Source organism: Vulcanisaeta sp. JCM 16161 (assembly GCF_001316285.1).
The window spans coordinates 22,789-48,838 of sequence record NZ_BBDO01000005.1 but is presented as its reverse complement, the minus strand read 5'-3'; the positions used below and the strand labels follow the sequence as shown (position 1 = coordinate 48,838).

31 protein-coding genes and 5 pseudogenes are annotated in these 26,050 nt (G+C 45.6%); 13 read left to right on the top strand and 23 right to left on the bottom strand.

Annotated features, from left to right (window positions below; translation table 11 throughout):
- Positions 1-59 precede the first annotated feature (59 nt).
- The 4 genes and pseudogenes from rrp42 (at position 60) to JCM16161_RS07135 (ending at position 4,304) form a co-directional block, all read left to right on the top strand.
- Positions 60-911, top strand: a complete 852-nt coding sequence (rrp42, locus tag JCM16161_RS07150; RefSeq protein WP_054855433.1) for an exosome complex protein Rrp42 — start codon at positions 60-62, stop codon at positions 909-911.
- Between the two features lie 102 nt (positions 912-1,013).
- A complete protein-coding gene (locus JCM16161_RS07145) occupies positions 1,014-1,670 on the top strand; it encodes a restriction endonuclease (protein ID WP_054855432.1) in 657 nt (218 codons plus the stop codon).
- Positions 1,671-1,695: 25 nt separating this feature from the next.
- Positions 1,696-3,157, top strand: a pseudogene (locus JCM16161_RS07140) (carboxypeptidase M32).
- A gap of 47 nt (positions 3,158-3,204) precedes the next feature.
- Positions 3,205-4,304, top strand: a pseudogene (locus JCM16161_RS07135) (S-methyl-5-thioribose-1-phosphate isomerase).
- Here JCM16161_RS07135 and JCM16161_RS16650 read toward each other — a convergent pair.
- The 8 genes and pseudogenes from JCM16161_RS16650 to JCM16161_RS07105 form a co-directional block, all read right to left on the bottom strand.
- Entirely contained in the window at positions 4,290-4,478 is a 189-nt protein-coding gene (locus tag JCM16161_RS16650; protein WP_243670303.1) for a hypothetical protein, read from the bottom strand. The pseudogene JCM16161_RS07135 and the gene JCM16161_RS16650 overlap by 15 nt on opposite strands.
- Before the next feature lie 17 nt (positions 4,479-4,495).
- On the bottom strand, positions 4,496-5,269 hold the full coding sequence (locus tag JCM16161_RS16645; RefSeq protein ID WP_243670302.1) for a hypothetical protein: 774 nt from the start codon (positions 5,267-5,269) through the stop codon (positions 4,496-4,498).
- A gap of 29 nt (positions 5,270-5,298) precedes the next feature.
- A complete protein-coding gene (locus tag JCM16161_RS16640; RefSeq protein WP_243670301.1) occupies positions 5,299-5,499 on the bottom strand; it encodes a hypothetical protein in 201 nt (66 codons plus the stop codon).
- Between the two features lie 217 nt (positions 5,500-5,716).
- Positions 5,717-6,405: pseudogene (locus JCM16161_RS07125) on the bottom strand (metal-dependent hydrolase).
- Positions 6,406-6,448: 43 nt separating this feature from the next.
- Positions 6,449-6,727, bottom strand: a complete 279-nt coding sequence (locus JCM16161_RS07120) for a hypothetical protein (protein ID WP_054855431.1) — start codon at positions 6,725-6,727, stop codon at positions 6,449-6,451.
- A gap of 43 nt (positions 6,728-6,770) precedes the next feature.
- The gene (locus JCM16161_RS07115; protein ID WP_243670300.1) at positions 6,771-7,127 is read right to left on the bottom strand and encodes a Holliday junction resolvase; all 357 of its coding nucleotides are present in this window, start codon (positions 7,125-7,127) and stop codon (positions 6,771-6,773) included.
- Positions 7,128-7,253: 126 nt separating this feature from the next.
- A complete protein-coding gene (locus tag JCM16161_RS07110) occupies positions 7,254-7,898 on the bottom strand; it encodes a hypothetical protein (protein WP_054855430.1) in 645 nt (214 codons plus the stop codon).
- 5 nt (positions 7,899-7,903) lie between these two features.
- Positions 7,904-8,482 (bottom strand): TATA-box-binding protein, encoded by a 579-nt coding sequence (locus tag JCM16161_RS07105; protein ID WP_054855429.1) that lies wholly within the window; start codon positions 8,480-8,482, stop codon positions 7,904-7,906.
- Between the two features lie 125 nt (positions 8,483-8,607).
- Here JCM16161_RS07105 and JCM16161_RS07100 point away from each other — a divergent pair, with 125 nt between their 5' ends.
- Positions 8,608-8,961 (top strand): 30S ribosomal protein S25e, encoded by a 354-nt coding sequence (locus JCM16161_RS07100; protein WP_054855428.1) that lies wholly within the window; start codon positions 8,608-8,610, stop codon positions 8,959-8,961.
- A gap of 187 nt (positions 8,962-9,148) precedes the next feature.
- Here the strand turns inward: JCM16161_RS07100 and JCM16161_RS07095 are convergent, their stop codons facing one another.
- Positions 9,149-9,868, bottom strand: coding sequence for a hypothetical protein (locus tag JCM16161_RS07095; protein WP_243670299.1), 720 nt, complete (start codon positions 9,866-9,868; stop codon positions 9,149-9,151).
- A gap of 53 nt (positions 9,869-9,921) precedes the next feature.
- On the opposite strand from JCM16161_RS07095, the gene JCM16161_RS07090 reads away from it, so the two are divergent.
- Both JCM16161_RS07090 and JCM16161_RS07085 read left to right on the top strand, forming a co-directional pair.
- Positions 9,922-10,740 carry an ArsR family transcriptional regulator gene (locus JCM16161_RS07090; protein ID WP_054855427.1) on the top strand — a complete coding sequence of 273 codons (819 nt, stop codon included), beginning with the start codon at positions 9,922-9,924 and terminating at the stop codon, positions 10,738-10,740.
- A gap of 2 nt (positions 10,741-10,742) precedes the next feature.
- Positions 10,743-11,342 (top strand): methyltransferase, encoded by a 600-nt coding sequence (locus JCM16161_RS07085; protein ID WP_054855426.1) that lies wholly within the window; start codon positions 10,743-10,745, stop codon positions 11,340-11,342.
- Between the two features lie 12 nt (positions 11,343-11,354).
- Here the strand turns inward: JCM16161_RS07085 and JCM16161_RS07080 are convergent, their stop codons facing one another.
- From JCM16161_RS07080 to JCM16161_RS07060, 7 genes are all read right to left on the bottom strand, one after another.
- Positions 11,355-12,410: a phosphate uptake regulator PhoU gene (locus JCM16161_RS07080; RefSeq protein ID WP_054855425.1), complete on the bottom strand. Its 1,056-nt coding sequence runs from the start codon at positions 12,408-12,410 to the stop codon at positions 11,355-11,357.
- A 102-nt stretch (positions 12,411-12,512) separates the two neighbouring features.
- Complete coding sequence (locus JCM16161_RS07075) at positions 12,513-12,944, bottom strand: Hsp20/alpha crystallin family protein (protein WP_054855424.1); 432 nt, start codon at positions 12,942-12,944, stop codon at positions 12,513-12,515.
- A gap of 122 nt (positions 12,945-13,066) precedes the next feature.
- Positions 13,067-14,236: an FAD-binding oxidoreductase gene (locus tag JCM16161_RS07070; protein WP_054855555.1), complete on the bottom strand. Its 1,170-nt coding sequence runs from the start codon at positions 14,234-14,236 to the stop codon at positions 13,067-13,069.
- Positions 14,236-14,823, bottom strand: a complete 588-nt coding sequence (locus tag JCM16161_RS16635) for a hypothetical protein (protein WP_243670298.1) — start codon at positions 14,821-14,823, stop codon at positions 14,236-14,238. Before JCM16161_RS16635 ends, JCM16161_RS07070 begins: the two co-directional genes overlap by 1 nt.
- Positions 14,799-14,990: a hypothetical protein gene (locus JCM16161_RS16630; RefSeq protein WP_243670297.1), complete on the bottom strand. Its 192-nt coding sequence runs from the start codon at positions 14,988-14,990 to the stop codon at positions 14,799-14,801. The genes JCM16161_RS16635 and JCM16161_RS16630 overlap by 25 nt, the downstream gene beginning before the upstream one ends.
- Positions 14,990-16,036, bottom strand: a complete 1,047-nt coding sequence (locus tag JCM16161_RS16625) for an FAD-dependent oxidoreductase (RefSeq protein WP_243670296.1) — start codon at positions 16,034-16,036, stop codon at positions 14,990-14,992. The genes JCM16161_RS16630 and JCM16161_RS16625 overlap by 1 nt, the downstream gene beginning before the upstream one ends.
- Before the next feature lie 42 nt (positions 16,037-16,078).
- The gene (locus JCM16161_RS07060; RefSeq protein WP_243670295.1) at positions 16,079-16,267 is read right to left on the bottom strand and encodes a hypothetical protein; all 189 of its coding nucleotides are present in this window, start codon (positions 16,265-16,267) and stop codon (positions 16,079-16,081) included.
- A 144-nt stretch (positions 16,268-16,411) separates the two neighbouring features.
- On the opposite strand from JCM16161_RS07060, the gene JCM16161_RS07055 reads away from it, so the two are divergent.
- Genes JCM16161_RS07055 through JCM16161_RS07035 form a run of 5 tightly spaced genes read left to right on the top strand, consistent with a single transcriptional unit; the run spans position 16,412 to position 18,581 of the window.
- Complete coding sequence (locus tag JCM16161_RS07055) at positions 16,412-16,696, top strand: hypothetical protein (protein WP_054855422.1); 285 nt, start codon at positions 16,412-16,414, stop codon at positions 16,694-16,696.
- 17 nt (positions 16,697-16,713) lie between these two features.
- Complete coding sequence (locus JCM16161_RS07050) at positions 16,714-16,971, top strand: hypothetical protein (protein ID WP_054855421.1); 258 nt, start codon at positions 16,714-16,716, stop codon at positions 16,969-16,971.
- A gap of 51 nt (positions 16,972-17,022) precedes the next feature.
- On the top strand, positions 17,023-17,256 hold the full coding sequence (locus tag JCM16161_RS07045) for a hypothetical protein (protein WP_054855420.1): 234 nt from the start codon (positions 17,023-17,025) through the stop codon (positions 17,254-17,256).
- Complete coding sequence (locus tag JCM16161_RS07040; RefSeq protein ID WP_054855419.1) at positions 17,234-17,905, top strand: TIGR00296 family protein; 672 nt, start codon at positions 17,234-17,236, stop codon at positions 17,903-17,905. The genes JCM16161_RS07045 and JCM16161_RS07040 overlap by 23 nt, the downstream gene beginning before the upstream one ends.
- The gene (locus tag JCM16161_RS07035; RefSeq protein ID WP_243670294.1) at positions 17,883-18,581 is read left to right on the top strand and encodes a PHP domain-containing protein; all 699 of its coding nucleotides are present in this window, start codon (positions 17,883-17,885) and stop codon (positions 18,579-18,581) included. Before JCM16161_RS07040 ends, JCM16161_RS07035 begins: the two co-directional genes overlap by 23 nt.
- Here JCM16161_RS07035 and JCM16161_RS07030 read toward each other — a convergent pair.
- From JCM16161_RS07030 to JCM16161_RS07005, 6 genes and pseudogenes are all read right to left on the bottom strand, one after another.
- Positions 18,565-19,365 (bottom strand): hypothetical protein, encoded by an 801-nt coding sequence (locus JCM16161_RS07030; protein ID WP_054855417.1) that lies wholly within the window; start codon positions 19,363-19,365, stop codon positions 18,565-18,567. The genes JCM16161_RS07035 and JCM16161_RS07030 overlap by 17 nt on opposite strands.
- Before the next feature lie 31 nt (positions 19,366-19,396).
- Positions 19,397-19,986 (bottom strand): annotated as a pseudogene (locus JCM16161_RS07025) (HAD family hydrolase).
- Between the two features lie 138 nt (positions 19,987-20,124).
- Positions 20,125-20,856, bottom strand: coding sequence for a DUF1614 domain-containing protein (locus JCM16161_RS07020; RefSeq protein WP_054855416.1), 732 nt, complete (start codon positions 20,854-20,856; stop codon positions 20,125-20,127).
- Positions 20,857-20,908: 52 nt separating this feature from the next.
- A complete protein-coding gene (locus tag JCM16161_RS07015; RefSeq protein ID WP_243670293.1) occupies positions 20,909-22,177 on the bottom strand; it encodes an ATP-dependent Clp protease proteolytic subunit in 1,269 nt (422 codons plus the stop codon).
- Positions 22,178-22,237: 60 nt separating this feature from the next.
- Entirely contained in the window at positions 22,238-23,065 is an 828-nt protein-coding gene (locus tag JCM16161_RS07010) for a slipin family protein (RefSeq protein WP_054855415.1), read from the bottom strand.
- Positions 23,066-23,139: 74 nt separating this feature from the next.
- Positions 23,140-23,400, bottom strand: coding sequence for a hypothetical protein (locus JCM16161_RS07005; RefSeq protein ID WP_243670292.1), 261 nt, complete (start codon positions 23,398-23,400; stop codon positions 23,140-23,142).
- Positions 23,401-23,776: 376 nt separating this feature from the next.
- Between JCM16161_RS07005 and JCM16161_RS07000 the strand changes: the two genes are divergently transcribed.
- Positions 23,777-24,319 (top strand): phosphoribosyltransferase, encoded by a 543-nt coding sequence (locus JCM16161_RS07000; RefSeq protein ID WP_054855413.1) that lies wholly within the window; start codon positions 23,777-23,779, stop codon positions 24,317-24,319.
- Between the two features lie 11 nt (positions 24,320-24,330).
- Here the strand turns inward: JCM16161_RS07000 and JCM16161_RS06995 are convergent.
- Positions 24,331-25,964 (bottom strand): annotated as a pseudogene (locus JCM16161_RS06995) (B12-binding domain-containing radical SAM protein).
- Between the last annotated feature and the right edge of the window lie 86 nt (positions 25,965-26,050).

Sequence of the window (26,050 nt, the reverse complement as noted above, 5' to 3'; positions counted from 1 at the left end):
ACCTATCATTAATTGCTGTGGCGAATAAAGTTAAAAGGGCTTAAGTAATAGCCCCTTAAATGCTGAGCGTAACTCAGGAGAGGGGTGTTATTCCGAAGCTTAAGCAGGATGTTATGAGGAAGATGATTGAGCAGGGCGTTAGGATTGATAATAGGGGATTAAATGATTACAGGGAATTAAGTATCAGGGTCAACGTGGTGAAAACAGCTGATGGTAGCTCCCTGGTATCCCTCGGTAATACTAAGGTAATGGCTGGCGTTAAGGTGGAGGTTGGTAAGCCATTTGAGGATACGCCAGACGAGGGCGCATTAATAGTGAACCTGGAAATAGCACCAACGGCATCCCCAGATGTAGAGCCTGGACCACCTGATGAGAATGCCATTGAGATAGCCAGGGTTGTGGATAGGGCTATAAGGCATAGCGGCTTTCTCGACTTTAAGTCATTATCGATAGTTACGGGTAAGCACGCATGGTTCCTGTGGGTCGACATATACGTGCTTAACCACGATGGTAACCTAGTGGATGCGTCGACCATAGCCGCCGTAACTGCGCTTATGAGCACTGCCCTGCCGAAGGTTGAGTTAGATCCCGCGGGCAATATTTTGAGGATAGACCGAAGCGTTAAATCACCTCTTAAGCTCAATACTGATAGGTTGCCATTAACGATAACCTATGTTAAGATAGGTAACTTCCTACTCGTTGACCCAACCCGTGAGGAGGAGGATCTGTCTGATGGCGTTTATATAACGGGCATCGCCGGTGGTAATGTTGTGGCTATTCAGAAGGTTACGGGTGCCTTCACGAAGGATGAAGTGAATAATATAATTAGCAACACGGTTAATCAATACGTGAAGCTTAGGAACATCATAATGAGTGCCATGGCAAATCCGCAGACGGATCTTAAATTGTGAGCTCAGTCTTCAGCGGTTTCGTCATTATTCAGGGCTGCAAACCATCATCACTAGGTAATATGTATCAAAATTAATTAAAGGGTTTGCGCATTGTTAATTGCAGTGGCTAATGTAGGTGTTAAGTTTGAGGATTACGTCGCAGAGTTATTAAGTAGGCTTGGGCTTAAGGTCCTTGGTAGGAGGGTTAAGGTCACGGTTAATGGCGTTGAGGTTGGTGAGGTTGACATAGTTGCTGAGGACGGCTCGGGCAATAGGTATGCCATTGAGGTTAAGTCCGGCAAGGTAGACGTGAGCGCCATTAGGCAGGCATATGTTAATGCTAAGGTACTAAATGCAAAGCCGCTGATCGTGGCTAGAGGCTTTAGTAATGACTCGAGTAGGGCCTTGGCTGATGAGTTGGGGGTTTCCGTGATTAATCTTGAGGAGGCCGTTGTCTTAACAATCGATGAGTTGAGGACAGTGATCGAGAACGTGATTTACGAGGCCGTTGGCGACCTAATAAATACCGTGTTCACACTGGCCGCAAAGTCCTGCAATTCTAGGGTTAGGGACATCATGGGCGCGGTGATGGAGTGTAATGATTGGAGTTGCGTATGTGAGAAACTAGGGGTTAATGTGGATAATTGCGGCTCGTTAATAAGTGATGTTAGGAGGGAGTTGGGCCTTGGTAATTTATCGCTTAGTAAGTTGAAGACGGCCATTCGATTATATAACCTCATCTCCTTACTAATTAATTCGTGCAATAAAGGAAATGCTTAAGTAGAAAACTACGGTTAACGGGTTAATGAAGATCGATGACCTACTTAGGGAGTATAAATTTGTGTGGGCCATTGACCACGCAAACTCATTGCTTGGATGGGACCTTGAGGTTAACATGCCTATTGAGGCTGCATCAGCACGTGGTGAGGCATTGGCTTACTTAGCGCTTATACGTAGGGAGTACCTATTAAGGCTTAGGGACTTGGTCAATAAGTATGAGGATGCTAAGGACTTGACGGATTTCGAGAAAGGCGTCATTAGGGTTCTAAAGAGGGAACTGAAGTATTACACGTCGATTCCTCCGGAGATTATTGAGGAATTGAATAGAACCACCACGAAGGCGGCCGTGGTTTGGAGGGAGGCGAAAAAGGAGTCGAACTTCGAGAAGTTTAAGCCATACCTTTCAAAGATTGTGGAGTTGGAGAGAATTATCACCGATAAGCTTGGTTATGAGGGCCACCCATACAATGCACTACTGGACCTATACGAGGAGGGCTTCACGGTTAATGACGCGGATAACGTATTCAACACATTACTCCCTAACCTGAAGTCAATACTTGAGAAGGTGTTGAGTGAGGGTAGGTACCCAAGTAAGCATCCGCTTGAGGAGGTGCCCTACGACGTTAATGTCATGAAATCAATAAATGAGGAACTACTAAGGATACTTGAAATGCCGGTGGGCACCAGGTTTAGGATGGATGTATCAGCGCATCCCTTCACAACGAGTATGTCCATAAATGATGTAAGGATAACCACTAGGTATGAAGGTAAGGACTTTAGATCAACCATGTTCTCCGTGATTCATGAGAGCGGCCACGCAATGTACGAGTTAATGATTGATCCATCCCTGGAAATGACGCCTGTCGGCCGCGGGGTCTCCATGGGCGTTCATGAAAGTCAGTCAAGGTTTTGGGAGAATGTTATTGGTAGGAGTAGGGAGTTTGTGCACCTGATATACCCGTTACTCAGGGAGAGGCTGCCATTCCTAAGGGATTATGATGAGGACGAGGTTTATAGGTACTTCAATATAGTTAGGCCAAGCCTTATCAGGGTTGATGCTGATGAGGTTACCTATAATTTCCACATAGCCCTTCGCTATGAGATTGAGAAGGGGCTGATAGCAGGTAAGCTTGATGTGTCTGACCTACCATCGCTTTGGAATGACTTCATGGATAAGTACCTAGGCGTTAGGCTAGGAATGATACTGAGGGCGTTCTCCAAGACATTCATTGGTCCCAGGGATCCTTCGGCTACTTCCCAACCTACACATTGGGCAATGTCATTGCTGGAATGATTTATGCGAAGCTCCCCGGCTTAAGGATAAGGTTGCGGGAAGGAGATTCAATGAGATTAAGGAGTTCCTTAGGGATAGGATTTGTAAGTACGGTGCCATATACCCACCCAAGGAGTTACTCATGAGGTCCTTCAATGACACGTATAACCCAACGTACTTACTGAATTATTTACGTGAGAAGTACCTGGGTTAAGGAACTGCTGAAAAGGCTTAAAAGTTGTTAATTATTATCAGTGAAGTATGAGGATTAATATTGAGGAATTGAAAAGTAAAATAAAGCCCAAGTTGAGACCGATAATTTGGCGCGACGAGGACAATACATTAATACTGCTTGACCAGAGGAAATTACCCTTTGAGGAGGTTTATGTAGAGTTGAGGGACCCTGCGTCAACTGCTGACGCGATTAAACAAATGATTGTGCGTGGAGCACCAGCAATAGGCATAACGGCGGCCTACGGAATGGTCCTAGCCATAGCCCACAGCAACGTATCAACACTTGATGAGGCCCTCAGGGAATTAGCCAGGGCTAGGGAGATCCTTAATGCGGCGAGACCGACTGCGCAGAACCTGTTCTGGGCTACAGAGAGGATGTACAATAGGCTAGGGATGCCGTGAATGATGGCGAGGCCAAGAATGTGAAGGAGTTAGTTGAGGTTTTGAGGAGGGAGGCCAAGGCTATTTTTGATGAGGAGTTCAATGCCGAGTTGATGATGGGGATTTATGGACTTGAGAAGATAAATGAAGGGGACGTAATATTGACACAGTGCAATGCCGGTGGATTGGCGACAGGCACTGGCATTGGGACAGCCACAGCGCCCGTGAGGGTTGCCCACGCATTGGGTATTAGGGTATCGGTTATTGCGCCAGAGACGAGACCGTGGCTTCAGGGCGCTAGGCTAACGGTCTATGAGTTAATGGCTGATGGGATACCGGTCACGTTAATAACAGATACGGCCGTTGGATACGTAATGTATAAGGGCATGGTTAATAGCGTAATGGTTGGCGCGGATAGGATACTTAAGGATGGGCACGTTTACAATAAGATTGGGACGTTTAAGGAGGCGGTGATTGCCCATGAATTAGGCATACCATTCTACGCAATAGCGCCTTCGTCAACCTTCGACTTAAAGAGTAGAGTTGAGGATGTGAAGATCGAGGAGAGGGATCCTGATGAGGTTAGGAAGATAAGGGGCGTACCAATAGCTCCAGAGGGTGTTCCTGTGTTTAACCCCGTTTTTGACGTCACACCCCCCAAGTACGTGACTGCATTAATAACTGAGAAGGGTATTATCTACCCGCCCTTTGATAAGAACATACCCAGGGTATTAGGCATTACTTAGCCATTTCATCGAAATGCCAAGTTTATTTGTATATTCACGATAGGTACTTGTTAACCTCCTATACCAACTTGATAAACCACTTGGGTCTCCTGGGTAAGCCTCATACAACCTTTTAACCTCACTCATGTACCTCAATGCAAGCCTTAACTTAGACGCCACGTCAGGCACCTTCATTAAGCGTAGGCCAATCTTTAACTTATCAAGAATGATAATTCCAATGAGCCCTTCTCGGATATCTCAAGCACCTCATCCTCGGTGAGTAGCCTAGCCTTCAACCCCCTATTTAATTGATCATTAGTAAGGGTCTGAAGCATAAGTCTAAATACATCAAGCATTGCCTGTTTTATCCCATAAGCCCTCAAATACTCAATATTGTACTTCCACAAACCCCTCTCGGTGAAGTCACCCCTCTCGAAGGCCTCTATCACGGTCTTCGACGCCAGCTCGGCCGAGAGCAATGCGGGTCCTATGCCACCGCCATGCACTGGATTAACGGTGACTGCGGCGTCGCCGGCGGCTAGGAAGCCGTTGGCCACGAGTGACGGTAATGGCCTACGCGTTGGCACAATACCACCACCCACGTGTATTATCTTCCTACCCCTCGTGTACTGGCTATTGGCCAGGTACTTATCGTAATTATGCCTAGGGTTTAATCCCTGCTCCTCACTTAACTTACCCCATAAGCCAAGCCCTATGTTCATCGTATTCCGGCTCTTTGGAAACAACCACCAGTAACCTCCCGGTGCTATATTGGCGTCTAGGTATATCTTTATGAACTCAGGCTTCTCAATTTCATAATCAACCTGGATAATCTCCCTATACGCGTTCGAGACGTCCTCGGGTAATAACGGCTCAGAAACCCACCACTCACGTGGTAGCCTACTTCTAACCACAGCACCAACGCCACTTGCATCGATGACAACCCTAGCCCTAAATTCCTCGGTAGATCCATCGGGCTTTAACACCCTAACCCCCGAAACCGCGCCATTCTCTATTATCGGTCCCTGGACCTTATGACCATCGAATACGTGCGCACCAGCCTCTCAGCCTCACTAATTAACCACTGAGCCCACCTAGCCATGTCAAGCCCGAATCCCTTACCGAGCACCACATATCTAATCGATAGGTCAGGACTGAACAACTCGGCACCTTCATACCTAATCATAAATACATCACTCGGTGGTTTAATGACCATTCGCTCGATGTGATGAATACCAATGGCGTCGCAGTAGTCTTGAAGACTTATCCCTCCTCTTCATCTCTATTAAAGCCACGTTAAGCCCTGCCTTAGCGATAGGTACGATGCGTATGAACCCGCCGTGCCTGCGCCAACGACAATAACGTCGAAATTAACCATACCAACAACGAGGTACTTGAGGGATTTTAAATATTAAGGGCTTAGCAATAATTAGTTATTTGATTGGCAATTGTAAAATCTCGCCAGGCTTTAATATAAACACCTTAACGTCCGGAAGCATGGACTCCGCAAGCTCCTTGAATTGTTGCGGATCCTGCTTAATGTCCGGGAATGTATTATAATGCATGGGTATAACAGCCTAGGCCTCAACATTGTTAATGCGTAGGCGGCCTGCCTTGGATCCATCGTGAATAGGCTACCTATTGGTAGCATGGCCACGTCAATCTTAAACAACTTGCCGAGTAGGTCCATTTCACTAAAGAGGCCCGTGTCGCCTGCGTGGTATATGGTTGCCTCAGGAGCCTTTATTATGAAGCCCACTGGCACACCCCTACTCGAGCTATGTAGTGCTGGCGTCACGTAGACTTCAATCTCGCTCGTTAACTTCACAGAGCCGCCAACGTTCATGCCTATGGTATTCTTCACACCCTGCTCGCTGAGGTAGTTAACGAGTTCAAAAACCCCGACAACGGTGGCATTCGTCTTTTTAGCTATGTCCACAGTCTCGCCCAGGTGGTCGAAGTGGTCGTGAGTCACGAGTATGTAGTCGACATTTGTTATCTCATTGAGGGTTACGGGCGATAGTGGGTTGGAAATCCAGGGATCGATTAGGATTTTCTTACCGCTTAGCATTATTTCAAAGGCTGCGTGACCAAGCCATTTAATGTATGACTGCGTACTCATTAATTAACTAGGTAGTCTCGCAATAAATAAGTTTTACCACAAGTCACTTTTTAATGATGAAGGATAGCCTAATGGCCCCTGAGTGGGGTGAGTATATCGTCACCTCATCCGTGGCAACGCCGTACTTATTGGACATAATCCTTACCAACTCATAAATACTATTGAGCCGCATTGGGTGCTCAAGGTATATCTTTATGCTTACCTCAAGACCCTTATCAGAGGCCTTAACGCTTACCCGTGTAAACTTCAAGGACTTAGTCTCTGAGGTCTTGAGCATTTTATCAACGAGCGACTTTATTTCCCGCTGTATTGTCGACGACATTAATTACCTAGAACCTGAAAAATTATTAAAGGTTAATCACCAACTACTTCAGATATTCGGTTAAGGACCTACTCATGTACTTATTAATCAACTGCTCAAGTGTATAGGCATTACTTAAGTCGTCTGGCCTCACGATAATGTCCCCCTTATCAGTAATCGGTAGGAAGTGCCAATCATAGCCCCTAAATTTCACGGCAATGTACGCATCACCCCTAGCCCTACGCGCAAACTCCAGTAATTTCTCCACCTTCTCGCCCTCAATCCTTATGGAACTCTTCTCAGACCTATACTTGGCCTCGATTACTAATACGAACCCAGGGCCTATGGCCACGATATCGGGCACGAACCTCTTCCTAACACCACCACCTGAGGAACACCCCCTAAGGACCGCGAGCCCCATATCCCATAGCTTATTTGCCAGGCTCTTTCATGGGCCGAGCCCTTTCTCTTAGCCAGGCTCATAATTACTCAACCCCCATTTCCTTAACCAGGTCCACGTTGGGGCAGGTCAATAGGCATAGTGGATTTAGGGAGTTACGGCAGAAGTTACACTCGGCTTAATACTAATCTTAGCATTAGCCATGAAACCACCCTTAATAATGCCGTTATAAAGCTCGGCCAATCTAACGTCGTAGGTAAAAATAAGTCGTGAATGCATAAGTACATCAATGCTATTAATGGAGTCACCGCGCACCAGTACGTATAAATCACCCCCTGAGTCTACGTAATCCATTAACCAATCAATAACAGCCTTAGGTATCTCCTTAGGTGGTACTGACATGTCGCTATTACTGATTACTGGGTCTATGAATAACTCGCTAGGTATATTGAGCAGGCCCGGCCTTATCTTTACGAACCTTATTAATGAATCTAGCGTGAACCCAATTATGGTATTCGTAAGGCTCATTGCATACTTAAGCCATGACTCACCAACCTCAGGTCCTAAGATTATAATTGCCTTATTGAACTTACCTAATGAATTCGGGAGTTTTGCGTTGAATTCATCATTAACCCTAACAATGCCTATTATTTCCTTATTTAACGTACTTAACCTCCTTAGGGTTCCTGGGTTTATATCGCTCCTCAATTCTATCGCTAATTTATTGGTGAATACTAAACTCAATATGCGCTTAGTTCCCTGGTCTATTATGGGTACTGCCTCTGGAAACATGGTCATCAAAGCTCCTCTTCCTCCTTACCTCCCTCCTCGTACAAAGCTCCTATGTCCTTAAGGATATCGTGTATCTTAAAGACTGCATCCTTAACCTGCTGCTCCTTCTTAGCGCCCGTGCACACAATCTTACCCGAGCTAAATATTAGAAGGACGACCTTTGGATCATCCATTCTATAAATTAGACCGGGGAATTGTTCCGGCTCGTACATTGAATTCTCAAGCATTAAGGCTGACTTCTCAATATCAACCTCAGCATGCAGATTGCCGGAGGCCACTATGTTCTGCACCTGTATCTCCGGCGTGAGTGGTACGTCGGCGCCATGCTCATTGAGCAGCCTCACCAATTCCTTAACTGCCCTCTTAAGCTCATTCTCACTCTTAGCCCCTGTACACACCATCTTACCTGTCCTGAAAATTAAGGCTGATATCTTCGGTCTCTGGAGCCTAAGGATTAGGCCGGGGAATTGCTCAGGATTATACTCAGCGGCTGGAAGCCTTTCTGCGAGTTTATCTAGATCTAGGTCAATGCCGAGGTTTACCGTGGCGACAATATTCTCAATACGATAAGTGGGATTTGGCATTATTCATGATTTAAAAAAAGCACTTAAAAAAACCTTTCCGACACAATCATAGGCATAATACCTAGTTCCGTTTGTGCTGCGAGGAATAGTTTATAAAGGGGATGGCGCCAGAGTTATTGACCTGTATGGGTGGTAAGAAGAAACCAACATTATCGCAATTAGCTAAGAAGCAGGAGAAACAACAACAGCAGGCCCAGGCTAAACCAGCCGCAAAGGGTAGGAAGGCCGCCGCTGAGGAAAGACCTACAGCTAAGGCATCACTTATTGATCAAAAACTCCTTAGTGATGTCGAGAAGGAGGTGGTTAAGTGGGAGTATGTGACGCCGTACCTTGTAGCCACCAGGTTTAACACGAAGATAAGCGTTGCCTATCAAATACTGAGGGCGCTTGCGGGTAAGGGTACGCTGGTGCTTGTCTCAAAGGGTCATAGGACTGAGGTATATACAACGCCTGAAAGACTTAAGCAGGTGGCTGCCTAATCACGTGAATAGTGAGTCAAGCCTAACCTTAATAAAGTCCTTGGGTAATTCCCTAACCCTATTAATAACGCCAGGCTCAATAATCTCCACAATACCGAGCTTTCTAAGGCCCTTAAAACGCCGTCCTCTATCCTCATGATGCTCTCATTAACACCGCCAAATTGCTTAGCTATGTCGAGCTTAAGCCTTAGCTCACCAACGCTCCAATACCTCTGTAGGTAACTGAGCATTGCCATAGCAACCTTATAACCCTCCTCCCTATTCTGCGGCAATTCCTCCTCAATAGCCTCCTAAGCATTGCGGTGAAATCCTCCATAGTAACTGTAGAATAATCCGTTGGGATTGCCGCATTCTCAATACCAAGAGAACTAGTTGGCTCTTCCCTTCCCTCCTTAGTGCTTGTCTCAGTCCTACCGCTTTCATGAACGCTCTCAACCTCCTCATGCCCCACAGCCCCCAACTCCTGCTTCTTCTGCCCCTCCTGCCTAATCTCTACGGTTGTAGCCCTTGCTTCTCTCCTCTCGACCTCGCCACTCTCCACTGCTGTCTGCTTAGCTTCAGCATTCCTTTCCTCACTAAATGCCTCTAGGATGCTCGAGCTCCTAACGCGTCTCTGCCTAACCTGGCGCTTAACCTGTATTGATTGTTTAACGCTCTCACCAGGTACCTCCACATACATTGGTATTGATAACTTGACCTCGTTATTACCAACCTTGAGAACCCCAATCACGTACTCCCCAGATGCCCTAAACCTCTTCTCACGAATTAACTCCCTAATTAATAGGTATAGTAGGGCATTACCAACCTTATTACCTGACGACCACTTTAATAGGTCCTGGTATGTAACCCGCCTGTTCCTCATTATGTACGTACTTAATGACACCTTTAAATCATCAAAGCTAACCACAGAATCTTCCCAAGAAAGAACTCTTTTATACTTACCCTATAAGTATTGCTGTAATGAGTAGGGATATTGACGACATAAGCAATATTGTCCTTAAGCCAAGGAGAATACAAATACTAAGGTTATTACTCAGCCAGGGCACGATGAGAATATCAGACCTAAGAAGGGCATTGAATGCGCCGGCATCATCCATTTACTACGATGTCGAGATTTTAAGGGCCAACGGCCTAATCATTAGGGATGGGCCGTACGTAAAGATAACGAGTAAGGGGAGGACAATAATCGAGAAAATCGAGGGATTAGTAAGTTCTGATCAGGAGACTGAGGATTCAAGTAATAGGACTGAGGAGTTAACGAATATATTACTAATGAGACCATTAACAATAAATATGTATAGGCTTGGGCCAAATGCATTACTTATTTACTCAATGGTGATTATAGTGCTCGGTTTAGTCACGGCCTTTATTCAAAATTATGAATTACTATTACTGGTGTTTGTGGAGGGTGTGAATGCAATGCCGATAGGTATAACGATAATTTCAATACTTGCCTACATGGGTATTGCCCTATTTATCTATAAGTACCTGCTTGGCAGTGAGATTGTGGATATTAAGTTACTGAGCGGCATTTTAACTTCATTAATACCATTATCATTATACCCAACAATAATGACATTATTAACGCCGTGGTTACCGCCATACCCACTCTCAATAATCGACGCCCTACTTAAGGCATTACTACCACTCATTAGCTTGATAATGCTCGCCACAGTACTATCAATGAGCTCGGGAAAGCCCATGGAGTATTCACTGCTCTTCGAGACTCTACTCCTATTAATACCCTCCGTAATAATATACATAATACTATTTAAATAAATATGAAGATTAAAGTATTAAGCAATGTTTACCCACCCGCAGAGGACTCCTGGCAAACTGCCGAGTTGCTTCGTTGGGTTGTAAGTAATCACGTTGGTAATGAGGCACTACGCATAGTTGATGTTGGTTCTGGGACCGGCGTATTGACATTAACCGCATTAGAGGAGGCCGTGAATAGGGGCGGCATTGCATGGGTTTTACCCATCGATCATGATGTCAATGCGTCGGTAAATACGAGGCTAAACCTAGTTAATAATGACCTTTATCAGTATGCGGATGTCATAACCGCAAACCTCCTGGATGCAATTAGGGTTGGATTTCGTATTGACATTCTTGTTAGTAATCCTCCCTACCTACCAGGTAATTGGGATGAGGATTGGAGGATCTTTGGCGGACCACGCGGTAATGAAGTAATTAAGCAGTTAATACGGCATGCATGCTCAAGCAGTGTCTCTACCATTATCCTTACCCAATCATCACTCTCTAATTGGGAGGAATCGGTTGATTACCTAGGTAGATGTGGCTTTAAGCTTATCATGATTAAGGCAACCCATTATTTCTTTGAGGACATAATAACGATGGTTTTTGAAAGAATTACCTAAATTCCCAGTTTTCTATCCAAACTGTTCAATTGCAAGGTTTAGTAGGGCCTCACCAACGTCCGACACATACTCGGCTATCCTGTAAATGCTATCCAGTATTAGCCTAGCCGATGCAGCCGCCTGCGTGGTTAAGTTGTAATTTGCTAAGGATGAGTCCAGTGAATCTACCGCCGAGCGTATTTCATACTTAACAGTGTCGATTATGTAGTTGACCTCCCTCATGTCTATCTTCTCCGTCATCGCCTTACCGACGTTGTTCATTATCAGGGAGTCCTTACCGAGAAGCTCACTGAACCTCTGCCTAAGCTCCTGCGGCATTAATAGGACGTATTTATCACCGAGGTTCACGATCTCGCGGGCAATCTTAACAGCGTGATCAGCGGCCCTCTCTAGGGACTTATTAATTATTGCATACTCAATGATGCTCCTTGGATCTTGAATACCTGACAGACTTAGGGCATGCTTACTGACGAGAACCCTCTTCAACTGCCTATTAAGGAGCCAGTAGAATTTGTCAACCTCATTATCCCTCTCGATTATGTCCATCGCTATCGCCTTATCGCCATTCTCTATTGGTGTTCTTAAGTCATCGATCATGCCGACGACGGTCTTACCAAGCTTCGCTATGATGTCCTTAATGTTTATGTCGGGTACATTAACGAGGTTTTGAATCACGAGTGTGTTCCTGCCCTCCTCAATAATCTCAACACCGGTTAACTTTCTCCGGACTATGTCCTTAACCTGCTTCTTGAGGTTTAGGGTCGATACGTCGAAATTAAGCCTAAATACGTCATAACCAGATAGGTAGTGGGCGAGTAATACCCTCTCGAGGTGGTCTATGTTTGATAAGTCCTGGGTGACGTTTATCGATGACTCAAGGAGAGGCGCCTTAACCATCTTCTTAGGTACAACAAGTAGCGAGAGGTCTGGCTGCGGTATTACGAGGACCTCATCACCTGGCTTAAGATCCACCTGCCTAGTCCACTCCTTGGGTAAGGAAACTATTAGCGTTGCCCCACCCGTTAACTGAACCCTCCTGGTCTCCGGCTCAAATTTCACTATAGACATCACGACCTAATAATTAGACCCCTATAAATACCTTATCCTAATAAATCAATAATTATTAATAACATGAATTTTAGAGATGAAATATCTATTTCTTTCTCATAACTATTCTATTAAAACCTCCGTCTCAGCTATACTACCTAATTTAGGTATAATTATCTGTAATACGCCATCCCTATACACCGCCTTAGCGCCATCGACCTTAAACCTCACCCCAAGCTCCACCTTCCTATAAATCCTGAAATTGCTCAACCTCTCTATCCTAGCCACCTTACCAACTGTCGGCAGTGGCTGTGGCTCGGCCATTATCTCCACGTAGTTACTACCAACCCTAACCTTAATACTCTCCTTCTTAACGCCGGGTAGGTCAGCCAGTATTATTATTGAGTCGCCATTATCAAAGATATCAATGGGCGGTTCCCTAGTCACTAACCTGGGATCAACAACAGTGGCCAACTTACTTATCAACTCATTTACACCAGCCTCCACCTTATTCACGCTCATCGCTATGTCCGTGGTATTCTGCTCCATTGTCATGATTAATAACTAGTTACGATTAGTAATTACCCAAACACATTAATTAAATGGTACTTCATAAATTACACATGAATAAATACGGAACTAATAATAGATTCGCATTAATAATCTTGAAGGCGTATTTAAATGACTAATAACTCCCTGATTAAATTCCCTGTAACAAATCTGTCGGGTAAGAACGGCTTCATAACAGGATCAACAGTACCATTAACTATGTAATTAGCCAGTAACTCAGCTGCGTATGGACCGAACATGAAGCCATGACCTGAGAAGCCAGACAGCACATAAACGCCCTCAGGCCATGCACTTAACCTACCCATTATATGACTATGGTCAGGCGTCATCTCGTAATAACCCGACCACACCCTCATGACCCTTATCCTCCTGAGACTCGGTACCAACTTTACGGCCTCCCTGGCCCAGGCGGTTAACCAGGTTAATGTGTTTCCATAAGGTAGGAAACCCTCACCACCCTCAAGTTCTATACTGCCCAGGATCTCACCCCTCATTGTTTGGCCAAGATATAGATTCGTCTCGGTATCTATTATGTAGGTATTAATAATAGGCTTTACAGGCTCTGTGATCCCAATCTCCCTCCTAACGGGCCTAATTGGGACATCAATATTGAGGGTTTTCTTCATGACGTCGCCAGTCCATGCACCGGCTGCGAATACCACGTTCTTCGTTTTCACAAATACATTGCTGCTTGACACACTGACGACCTTACCACCATCCACGCCGACGCTCTTGACCTCGGAATACTCATAAACCCTAACTCCTAGGTCGAGCGCCCTCTCGTAATAACCCATCACCAGGTAATCATGGTGGAAGGCGCCGTCCTGAGGACCATAGACAGCGCCAACTACGCCCTGGGTATTAATGTATGGGAATCTATCCTTCAACTCCTCCACCGTGAGTATCTGAACGGGTACGCCCATGGGCCTCCATAACTCCTCGTTAAGTCTCTCGTAATTCTCAAGAACCTCCCTGCGTCTAACGAGCCAGAGATAACCCTGCCTCTCAAAGACCCCATTCCAACCAAGCTCACTACTAAGGGACTCCAATTTCCTAATAGCCCTTATTGCAAACTCAGTATTCTCCCTGTTCCCAAAGTGAACCCTATACCTACCTGCGTTCCTCGTTGAACTCCCCGAGCCAACGTAATCCCTCTCAAGGACGACTACGGAGAGCCCCTTACGAGCCAGGTAGTAGGCTATGGCCAAACCAACAATACCGGCACCAACAACCACGGCATCCGCAGTCAGTGAGATTAATCCGTGACCCTCACTCATCACTCACCACCCGCGAGTGTAGCCATTGGTATTGGAGTCTCGGGGAACCTAATCCTCGGCAAACCAAACTCATTAGGCTTCTTCTGGTATATGAAGCTAAGTATTAAGTTCGTATTAATTAGGCAGAACTTACCTTGGCAAGGACCAGTGCCTAGGCCGACGACCCTCTTTACCCTCTCCATACCTGGTAACCTCAATGACTTATATTCCTCCTCCTCCCCATGAAGAACCCTAACCTTAATCTCCTTACCATGCATCAACACCTTAACAGCCCTCAACACATCGCCTAAGGTAACATCTTCACAGAAACATAGGTACTGCCTATCGGCGCTTCTTAGGGCATTCTCAACATCCTCAATAGACCCCGCGACAGCCCACATGGGTACGTGAGTTACGTTGGGCTCGGCATAATAACCACTGCCCTGAAGCCCCTGTTCAAACCTGAGTATTACGTTGTAGTACGAGGAGTTAGTAGTGACTAAATCTCTCTTAAACTCGGCTAATTCCTTATCGAGGACGTCACCCGTAACTAAACCCTCCCTAACGCCTATACTTAATGCAGTTACCCTAGCCTGCCTAACGACCAAAGCCTCTGGAAGTAATCCACCAGCATCACCAACAACATAAACATTGCCAAGCCCGAGATCACCCGTGAAACCCCTCCTGGTACGAGACCACCGATTTCCGGCGCATAGACAATTGGCACGCCCAACTGAGCCGGCAGGTCAATGACAGGCACCCTAACGGCACTCACTAAAACTCTACGACAACCTCCTCCCTCCTCTGTATCTTGGCTTTCTTACCCCTTATGTTCTCGAGCGTAAGCCTTAATCCATCACCCGAATCTCTAGCGTCGACTATATTCATTCCGATGAATGTCTTAATACCCAGAGACCCAACCCTATCCCTATACAAGTCGCTTCTTATGATGACTGAATTATCGCCAAGGTATGTGTTAATACCCAGCTGGGCTAGGTTCATAGCCACCCTAACACCCCAATCATCGCTGCCCCAGACCAAGACCCTCCTCGGCTTAAAGCCCCACCACTTGATAAGCTTAAGAATTGTTAGTCCAGTGACCATGCGCGGTGTATTATTACCTGGAAAGACAAGTGGTACCTCCCTAAAGCCCTGGGCCAGCACTATGTATTTATAATTGAAGACGTACAATTTTGAGTAATCCCTGGAGTGGCCAATTGCCGCGTCCTCAAGGAACCCATCAAAGACAGCCCCAGTAAGTACTGTGGCTGAATCGCTAACCTCCTTACTCAACTTACCAACGAACTCACTGCCCCTACCCAACTCCTTAATCTCAGTATCGTCAATTATTAAATGCCCACCAAGGTAATGCTCGCCCTCGATAATCACCACCTTCAAACCAAGCTTACCCAACTCCCGAGCCACCGAGAGACCTGCCGGGCCCCCTCCAACAATAAGTACGTCAGTATTGATGTTAACCCTTGATGCCTTCTCAGGAACGCTCGGTAATTCATTAATTGAGGACCTATTTAGGGAGTTCCGCACGATACTACGTATTAATGGCCATAATGATATTAACAATTTACTTCTTGGGAATGATGATGGGCTCGCAAGTCCCTTAAATATTGAGGGGACGCTACTGAGTTTGCTTGGTATTGTTGGACTCCCACTGCATAGATTGTAATAACCGGATGAGGCCCAATAACCCTCACACCACCACTCACAGCATAGGAAGCCCCTAGTCTCTCCATACCTTGAACTACGCATAATGCCGTAGTTACCGCGATTGAGCTCCTCAATGATCCATGGCCGCTCGCTCATTCACGACCTATAGACCTAGTATAGTTATAAATTTTGTCTACTCTACTGCGTTGAACCACCACTCTTCAGTGAGGATTTGACATACTCATCGCATTTACCGCGGTATAGGCAGTAATTGCATGATTGCGGTAATTCACCCGCCAGCCTTCTCCTTACCAATGGGCAATGCTTCACGTAATAGTCAGGATAGCACTTCTTGCATATCACAAGTGAGTTACCTATGTAAGCCACCTCCCAAAATGATACGCGTCGTCCACATATGCTGCATGTGAAGCTCACTTTCGCCCACCCCCGCTGAACCGCTGTTAATTATTTTGTTATTAAATTAAGTACTACCTATATTAATTTCCCCAATGATGAATTACATGTTTTGTTATGACCAATGTATTCATTGATTGCCTGAGGATTGATGGGTCAATACGGTGTCCAGGTGATGGTGGGTTTAGCGAGGTAATCGTGTTCGGAAAACATGTTAAGCTTAGGAAGGACCACCCAGCCATTGAACTAATGGGCAGGCTTGACGAACTTGAGGCATTAGCTGAGTGGGGCCTTCAGGAAATTGGTGGTGATGAGTTTAGGACCATTGCCGCAATGACCGCGGCGTTAAATACATACCTAGCCACTGGGATGATCGCTGGCTTACGCCTGTTAGGGAGATAATAAACAAGGCCTGTGAATTGGATAGTAAGGAGTTGGGCTGGTTCATACCCAATGATAAAACTACTGCCTTGCTGAACCTGCTCAGGGTTAAGGCTAGGGAGGCTGAGAGGACTGCGGTTAGGCTTCTCGATGACGATTTACCCGCCAATAAGGTTAATGAACTCATCGGTATGCTTAATCAATTAAATAAGTACATTGCTCACTTAATATTCCTAAGTAATGTGCATGTGTTTAGGAATGTTAATGATAAGATAAGGACGTTATTAAATGTGTAACCTCCCGTAGGTAGTAACCTTTATATTTTAATTATCATGACTTTGGGATTAATGAGGTACACCGTCGTATTAGCCACGGTATTATTCATAGCGACTGTCGTGATACTTATTTATTACGCGGTCTTTATGGATAAGGGTCAATTCCTAATTGGTAATACGAACAGGGCATTAGACGCCTTAATGCTTTCTCTAGTCATTCTTTCAGGGATTATCACGGGCATAGTGTATTTATTTAGCTCTAAAGTAGAGAAGAGTGGTGGTAATGTTCAGACCGTACAGTATTGAGGAGGGGAAGTTCCTGGTTAAACTGGCTAGGAGGGCCGTGGAGGAGTACCTACGTAGTGGTAAGATTATTCAGGCACCGCCGGACACACCGCCGAGGTTACTTAAGGATAAGTATGGCGTATTCACAACGATAGAGGTATTCATGGGGAAGGATAGGAGGGGTGAGCTCAGGGGTTGCATTGGCTTTCCGCAGGCTGTTTATAATACCGTGAACGGCGTTATTAGGAGCGCCATAGCCGCCGCCGTTGAGGATCCGAGGTTTGAGCCCATGAGGATTGAGGAGTTGAGTAAGGTGACGTTTGAGGTATCGATATTAAGTCCACTTGAACTACTTGAACCAGGTAATCCGAGGAGTTACCCCGAGAAGATCGTGGTTGGTAGGCACGGCATTGTGATTCAGAAGGGCTACTACTCAGGGTTGCTTCTTCCTCAGGTCCCCGTTGAGTATTGCTGGGATTCAATGACCTTCCTGAATGAGGGCTGCATGAAGGCGTTTTTACCACCTGATTGCTGGCTTGATGAGGACACGTCGGTGCTTATTTACGAAGCCCAGATATTTAAGGAGGTTGAACCTAACGGAGAGGTTTTTGAGAGGGATTTGATGGAGGAATTGAAAGGGTGTAAAAATGCCAATAAAAATGAGGGCTGACCTACATACACACACCATATATAGTGATGGCAAGGGAGAACCGAGGGATGTAATAATAAACGCCCTAAATAGGGGCATAGGAATATTATCAATAACGGATCATGACACGTTCAGAGGCTCGGTAAAGGCATTGGAGTTCATAAGGGGTAATGATTTGCTTCGTAAGAATGACTTCATATTTATAGTTGGTAATGAGGTTAGGACGATTGATGGTGATGTGCTGGTGCTATGTATGGAGTACCCAGGCACTGACAATGTGCCAAAGTCAATACCTGAATTACTCGATTGGGCTTCCATGAATAATTGCATTGCTGTGCCTGCCCATCCATATGACGTGCTGAGGCACGGCATTGGCGACAAGGTAAGGAGTTATAGGTGGCACGCAGTGGAGATATTTAATGCAGGCGCGTTACCGATTTTCAACTGGAGAGCCGCTAAGGCGGCGCGTGAGCTTGGCTTACCGGGCCTTGCGAATAGCGATGCCCATGTGCCTGACCTTGTCGGTATCGCCTACACCGTGTTTGATATCGACAACCTAACCATAGAATCTGTGTTCAAGGCTCTACTTAGCAATCACGTTAATGCCGTCGCGCACTACCCCGGCCCGGGACTAATCATTAAGAGGCTTTCCTGGTCTATTAGGCGCAGATTAAGGAGTACTAGCTCTGCGGTTTAAGTACCTCATCAATGAACCTTCTGAATAATAACCTCACCAAACCACTACTAACGGGGTCCAGGTACTCCTCCGTTGATAGAATGAGTGAGTAGTCATTATACTTCACTAAGTACACATACTTATTACCGCTGTACATCACCATGAAGTCCGTGTTATAGTTAATGAACGACCTCACCAACTCCTCATCAACTCCCAACTCCCCGGTATACTCAATCATGTCGTTACCCTTCATGAGGCCCGCGAAAGACGCCCTAAACAACTCCTTAAATTCCGAGAGGCTTGACGGTACGTAACCCATTTGAATAAACGGTGGATTCTGAACTAGGCACTGTCTTTCCAATTGATCTATGTAATTCTTCAATTCGTTAATCCTTGAAATAATGACATCCACGGTATCGGCAGACGTCTGCCTAAGCGCCTGAACAAGCTCATTCTCAATGCCCCTAATGAGCTTCTCAATTCTCTCAATATCAATGGGCCTTTCGGGGCTTTGTAAGGGCCTAATCTCAACAGGCCTACTCTCAACGAGTAACGCCCTGCTACCCTGCCCAGCAGTCACCTCCTGCGCCGGTGGTACCGGTCCCTGCCTCTGGCGTTGTTGGATTTGTTGAACCTTCTGCTCCGGCTTGTACTGAGGAATCACCTGCTCAAGCTCCTTGCCCTGACCCTTCCCTCCACGCCGACCCCCAAGATAGCCCAGCCTATATAATAAGGCGAGGATTACCGCAATCGCGACTATCGCAATTACCGTAATCGTTACTACATTAACCTGTAGGGTTAGCATTACGATAGAGACTAAGGGAAAATTAATAAAATTAATGCTTAATTGGGAATTGATCGAGATACCCAATAATATCTAATAAACCCTTAATACTTACTACCCGAGGATCGCCGTAATTACCCAGGAAAAACACTACCCTAACACCGGCATTCAGCGCCATTTCAACGTCGTATCTCGAGTCGCCAACAACTACAACATCATCCACACTAAGCCCTAGGAGATTAAGGATTTTTAATAATGGTTCAGGGTCCGGCTTACCCCTGTTAACGTCATCCCCGGTAATGAGGCATCAACGTACTTGCGAAGTCCCGTCACCTCAAGAACCTTGGTGGCAACCCTCCTGGAACTTGACGTAACAACACCAACCATGAAACCCCTATCCTTAAGAAGTCTCAATAACTCGGGTGCGCCGTTAATTGCCTTGGCATTACCCAGCAATGAAAGGTATATATCATTCTTAATCTCGAGGGCCCTTTCGGCGATCTCCTCACCGCACAATTTCTTGGCTATGTCTAGGGCCCTCAAGCCCATTAACGTACTCACGTACTCCATGGTCGGTACGGTAAGCCCAAGTCGCTTACACGTCTCTATCCACGACAGGGCATGCAGTGGTACAGTATCCACCAGGGTACCGTCTAGGTCAAATATCACAGCCTTATTCCCTTGACATCAGCCAGCAAGGCATCGTCACTTCCATCCGCAGACCTATAACTCATCACAATTAATGATTGATTCAATGGGAATTAAAAACTTGCTTATGGTTTAAAGAAGGACCTTATAAAGTGATGCCAGTATTAATGACATAAGCCCAGTCATGTATATACCGTCAAATACGCCCGCACCCCCAATCGATACGTAACCCCTCATTGACCTTATCACCTTCCTAATATTGAGTATATCAGCGCCGAGTAGGGTCGATAATGAACCAAGGCTATACGAGAAGGCGAGGGGGTTTGCGTGGAGTATTGCCGTGGATATTAATGTGAACATTAGCGTTAGAAGAACGGGCAATGCTGGTGGTAATGTGATCCCAATGCCAGGTATCAACCTGGCGCTCTGCCATATTATCAATGACGATATTATTAACGACGCCATGAAGGATATCAGTATTAATGTGCCGTGAATTATATACGTACTTATTAAATATATTGATATTATCGTTGGTATCACGGCACCGCCAATATTCACCTCAAGAAATAACTTATCAATCCTCTGTATAATGATTGGTATTGGGAATAGCTTCATGAAGTCTGTAAATGGGTTAAATGGGACGTAGTAGGTAACCTCGGCCACAACCACGTTGATGTAGCTCGTCAATAGGGAACCCAGGGTTAGTGTTAATGCGAGTAATGGCTGAACGCCTATGGTGATTAGGACGAGAAATAGAAATAGGAGTAGGGGCGATATTACGAGGAATCCTATGAACATTAATATATTCACAGGTAGTGAAAACCTAATACCAAGCCTTGGTCTTACGTCGTACTTAATCGCCATTACCTGGTGATGATAATCGCTAAGCCTAATAAACGTAACTAACCAATAGGCTTCACAAGCAGTGTATCTCCATCAACACCAACAATAATGACCTTGGAACCCTCCTAACACTCTCGAGAGCTCTAGCCCTCCAATACTCACCCCTAACCTTTACATAACCAATATCACCCTTACTAATGTCATCAACTGCGACCCCAATATCATTGATAGGCCAGTAAAGCCTCTCCGAGAGAGGCTTAGTCCTTATTATGCCTATTGCCTTAGCCGCTATGAAACCGCCAAACCCACCCACGAAGGCCACTAGTGTGTAGAGGACTATCCTCGCCTCAACCTGGTTTGTTGCTATTAACCAGGACTGAGGCGTGTAGGTGGGTTGGAGGAGTATTATGCCTAGTGCCGTAAGTATTATGCCCGCTATGAATAATGATGCATGCGTCGTAAAGCCCGCATGCACATCAATCGCTATTGCGGCTAAACCAATAATTAGTAATGCCAAACCAAGCCAATTAACTGATAGTCCCGTGAGCATGGGTATGAGCATCAATATGACACCAACCCCAGCCAGGTAGTAATGCCTTATGGCGAAGCCAATTATTGCGAGAAGGAGCCCCAACCCAGCCAGCAGGTCCTGTATTGTGGGATTAATAAGCACCTCATAGACCTGGTAACCAATGCCTGGTTGATAGTACGTAATTGTGGGGTTAATCACGTAGTACGTAACCCCATTTATCGCGCTACCATTTATCTCATTAAGCAGTGAGTTTATGTCTGTGGCTATGAAGTTTATAACGCCATACCTAAGCGCCTCCTTAGGCCCTAGGTTTGTGTTGTAGAACACGCAGTCATGTGCAAAGGTCGCATTCCTACCCCTGAACTCAGCAACCTCCACGAAGTACTGGCTAATTGCATTGAGTATCTTACTCTCGTTTATGAATATTTCCTGGCCAGTTATTGGGTTTATTTCAACTGGTTGGCAGGAGCCTATTACCGTGCCCGGCGCCATTGCGGCTATGGTGGTTGACATGAGGACGAGGGTGCCTGCGGACCACGCATATGAGCCCGTGGGATACACAAAGCCTATCACCGGTATTTTCGCATTCTCAATGCTTGATACTATATTTAATGCGGCGTCCAACTCACCACCCGGCGTCTTCAGGATTATCAACAATGCTGAGTTTGGGGTTGACTCAGCAAGTTGCAATGCGTTTTGTAGCTCGTCATATGTTAAGTCTGTTATTTCACCATTAAGGTTAAACACGTATACCTCGTGAATAACGTACGTATTAGTATTAGCAATCAATACATGAGTTAGCGCGGTCACTAGTAATACAGCGATAATTATTAGGATTAATAACCCACGCCACAACTGCATGGTTACTCCCTACTGCGTGGCGCTTGAACCCTCTTGCTGCCTCTTTAATGCCGCCGCAGCCAGTGTTGACAATGTCGTGACCTCCAGAGAACTAGGCACAACAAGTATTAGGTTATGCTCCTTAGCAACCTCAAGCAATGTATCAAGTTGCCTAAGCGTTAACGATATTGGATTCTTGTTGTAGGTCTCGGCAGCCTTCAGGTACATCTGTGAAGCCTCATAATCTGCCTGAGCTAGGATAACCTTAGCCCTCCTCATTCTCTCAGCCTCCGCCTGGGCGGCCATGGCCCTAATCAGGGTGTCGGGTAACTTTATGTCCTTTATCGCAACCGCCGTTACCTTAACGCCCCATGGGCTAACATGCTCATCAATTATCGACGCTATCTTCTTAGCAACCTCCTCCCTCTGCGTGAGCAGGGTGTCCAGGTCAACCATGCCGATGACATCCCTCAGAACAGCCGCGCCAAGCGTAGCCGTGGCGCTCCTGTAATCAGTTACTGATAGCACGGCCTTGGCTGCGTCGATAACCCTCATATAGACCGCGGCGTCTATCGTGACTTCAACATTATCCTTGGTAAGGGCTCTTTGACTTGATAAATCAATTGAGATCACCCTCAGGTCCATCGTTATTGGCCTATCAATGATTGGTATTATGAAGACAATGCCGGGTCCATAAATGCCCTTATACTTACCAAGCCTAAGCTTAACAATTCTCTGGTACTCAGGGACTATCCTAATGGAGTATACTAGTATCGCTACAATAATTATCAATAATATTATTGCTAGGATAACCGCCACTATTATTGTGCCCACCTGAAGCAGTAATTGCATATACATTATAGTGAGTTAGGGTGAGGTTATTAATAAACCTATTTATCAACACGAATTTTACAACCTTCAACTATGAATTATTAACCACGTGAAATACGACGCGCGTATTTATCCCTTAAGTAATCACCCAATGCAATTAATGCAAAACCCATTATCATAAGTACTATACCAACGCCAAATAGATATGGCGCCAGTGCGTACTGTCCAATGAATACATTAATCACGTAATTACTACCCACATACGCACAGTGGGACCTGCCGAAAATCTCAATATTGCCTGAGACCATGGGCACTATTGCCACGCCACTCGCTCCAATTGGTACGTAATAGCCGTAGGTCATGTTAGTGCCATTAGTATACTCTATATTTACCTCGACCGAAATAAGTAATGACCGACTCATAGACCTTATAACCTCCTCTATCCTATCGCTGGTTAGGGGTCCATTAGTAATGTTATTAAGGACTCTTATACATGTTGTTGCGTTAATATGATTGTACGAAATAGTTGATTCCTGGTGTGAGTAGTAGATTGGTATTGATGCGATTACTATTAATAATGCCCCAGGATCATTATTGCTTGGTACTTATTAATCATAGATCCTCATTACCCATTCCGCGCTAATGCATAAATTATTTAGGTATCCTGATTTCGTAGTTACGGTATTTATTTAAGTACGTAAAACGATTGGTTTATAAACACCCCTACCACAAGTCATAATGGCGGATTATCACCGGTATAGGTGGGAAGACATTGAGAAGGGTGTTGTGAAATTGGTCCAGGACATTATTAAAAGCGGTTATCAACCAGACGTGTTGATAGGCATTTCCAAGGGTGGCGTTGTGATAGCATCATTGATGTCGGACATGCTTGGAATACCCACAGACCTCATGCAATTATCCCACTGGGGCTTTGGTAAGGCCAGGGATAACGTCATCATTAAGTATAGGCCAACTATCGACGTTAAAGACCTTAGAGTGCTATTGATAGATGATGTCAGCGATACTGGGCAAACACTCAATACGGCTAGAGAGGCGTTGGTTAGGCTTGGCGCTAGGGATGTTAAGACGGCCGTTCTAGATTATAAGGCAATATCGAGTAAGTACATACCTGATTACTACGCCTACAAGTGGGTTAATTGGGTCTACATTATATATCCGTGGGAGAGCTTTGAAACCTTCAAGAATGTAAGTATTAATGATGCTAGGATGATATTCACAAGCCATGAACTTATTAAAATGCAGGAACTAACGAAGCCCTAACCTACTCTTCCTCACTCCTCTTCATTGCTAGATGATGTGTATAATTCCATGAGCTTAGGAGCCTCCACCTTGGAAACGAGCTTCCTATTCTTAATCTCCGCAGCTATTTGGTCAAGCCTATCATAGAGTGCCCTAACCCTCTTCTCCACGTAATTCATGAAGTAATTAACGGCTACCCTAACGGGCCAGTACTGCGGACCCCTCAGGTAAAAGTGGTTCACAATATCCTTAGCCCAGTAAATACTGTGCTCAAACATCTTCTTCAATAACTCAATATGCTCAGGCATTAGGTTGTACTTGATTATCCAGCCATCCTTCTCAGCCCTGATGTGGTTCATTGGTACGTAGAACATGGGCACAACCAAGCTCCTATACGGCCTTATCCTATCGAGGAGCTCTATGGTCTCCATGACGTCATCCTCCGTCTCCCCGGGCAATCCTATAATCGCCGTTAGGGCAGGTATCAGCTTAATGTCATGCATAACGCCCAGGGCCTCCTCAACCACGTCCCACCAATCCTCAATCTTAAACGGAGCAGCCTTACCAGGCATTATCGCCTTAGCTAACCTCCTAGACCCCGTCTCAAGGCCCACCTGCGCACCCCACCAGTCCTGGTGCTCATCCTCGATTATCTCGGCGATCTTCGTAGCAGCTTGTTGTACTTTCTCTCTGCCAGTAGGACTGAAGCTAGCGTCGTGTGGCTCCAGGCCATTGTTAGGTAATATCTCTTAACGAGCTGATGCAACTTAATTAACTTATCGGGATTAAGCTCAACGCCCGTTGAACCATACAGTGGCACATCCTCGGCATGTATTAAGCCATGCACAACTCCGTACTTAACATGAAGCTTCAACTCCTCCTCAATCTTCTCAAGCGGGTACCACCTAAGCGGCCTTATTGTAACTGGACAAAAGGCGCAGCCCCTTGGACAACCTCTGCCTATCTCGACAAAACCATTGATGGCCGGGTACTTTATTATTGGTATTTCGTCGATACCTGGTGCGTCATTCACGCCGACGTATACGTACCGAGGCACAGGCTCGTTGTTAAGAATCCTCTTAACAAAGTCAACAACTAGCTTCTCACCCTCGCCATCGAACACGGTGTCGATGCCAAAAAAAGTCCATTAACTCCGGTAGGTATAACCACTGCCATGCTGCTGGGCCACCAACAACAACCTTAAGGCCATTCCTACTCTTGGCATCCATTATGTATGCCTAATCCTCATCATGAATCTCCTGAATGAGTATGCGTTAAGTGGTTCCCTACCCACGATGGCTGACCAAGTCGATGATGGCGGGTTAAGCCCGAAATAGTCATGGTGGCTAAGCATGAGTATCCTGGCGTTGGGTATGTACTTATGCACATGGTCTGGGTCTATTATTGCCGCGTTAATGCCAGCGTCAAGCAATGCAGCCTCTATCTTCCTCATGCCATAGGGCGCTTGATAAGGTCTGCCGTACTTATCGACCTTCATCTTAGGCATCGCTATGTATTCATGAATCCACTCACCAAGCTTCTTAAATGGGCCTACCGTTATGAATAGTGGCCCAGTCGTCACGAATCCTAGGAACTCCTTACCGTGATAATTACTCATCATTGAACGGTCTGTGGTTAATACGACATCGTACTTTGGTAATACCATTAATGAAAGCAGGGGTACAATTCCTTTAAAAACTTTTACCACTGTTTAAGATTCTCACTTGTATCTTTGCCCTACTAAAATTAAGA